The sequence below is a fragment of the Shewanella sp. 1180_01 genome (genome assembly GCF_052850535.1).
On sequence record NZ_VXCT01000158.1, the window covers coordinates 1 to 999 of the forward strand.

Below are 999 nucleotides of genomic sequence, written 5' to 3' on the forward strand. Positions count from 1 at the left end.
CAGTGCTAAGTCGGTTTTCAATGCGTTTTTCAAAGCCTATCCCGCCCATCGCAAAGGCGGCTCGGATTCGGCTGCGTGGAAAGCGTGGAAGGCCGAAAAGCTGACTGATGTCGATTGTGTGTTGGCGGTGAGCTGGTTGAAGGAGGCTGCGGCGCTGGATACCAGTTGGGGCTTTAGCGCTAACGGCCAGTTTGTATTGGGCATTACCAAGTTTATCCGCGAACGCCACTGGCTCACGCCGTTGCCAAGACCGATGGCCGCTGCTGTTGGGCAAGTGGATTGGAGCTACGCGGTGTATGACCCAGAGGACCCCTTGATATGACGGCCAATCAAAATGCGAGCATGAAATCACTGCAGACCTTAATCCGCCAGCCGCTGGTTGGGCAGGGGCGGGTGACACAACCCGAACCCACGGCAATGGACATGGCGATTGTGGACAGCGTGTTTAGCAAGTTGCGGGTGTTGTTTCCGGTGAGTGCGCCGCGGCCTGAGGACGAAGCGACCCACAAAGCCGAGTGGCTTAAAACCTTGGCGGCGCAGGGGATTGCCAGCCGCGAGCAAGTGCAAGCGGGGCTGAATCGCGCGAGACGCGAGCAGGGCGATAGGCAGTTTTGGCCGACACCGCGCCAGTTTGCGCTTTGGTGCCAACCGACGGCCTGTGATTTGGGGCTGCCCAAGTTAGAGGCGGCGTTTAAGGAGGCAACGCGCCATTACCATCACCCCGACAAGCATACGTGGAGCCATGATGTGGTGCGGTTAGCGGTACGCGAAACAGGCAGTTGGATGTTTGCGACCGGGCTCGAAAAGGACGTGTTGATGACCTTTGAGCGTAATTACACAGTCTTATGCAGACGCTTTAGCCGTGGCGAGTTGACCGATATTGAATTGCCTAAAGCACTACCCGAAACGGTGACGCGGCCCACTGAGGCGGCAAAGGCGAAATCAATTATTGCCAATTTACGTGCAAACTTTGGGCTTAAGGGGGCAAACGATGGCAAC

1 protein-coding gene and 1 pseudogene are annotated in these 999 nt (G+C 57.0%); both read left to right on the forward strand.

What is annotated here, in order from left to right; all coding sequences use genetic code 11:
• Positions 1-322 (forward strand): annotated as a pseudogene (locus tag FW758_RS24615) (helix-turn-helix domain-containing protein); the annotation flags it as partial.
• The coding region (locus FW758_RS24620; protein ID WP_446446829.1) for a replication protein P at positions 319-999 on the forward strand (681 nt) is incomplete at its 3' end. The pseudogene FW758_RS24615 and the gene FW758_RS24620, both read left to right, overlap by 4 nt.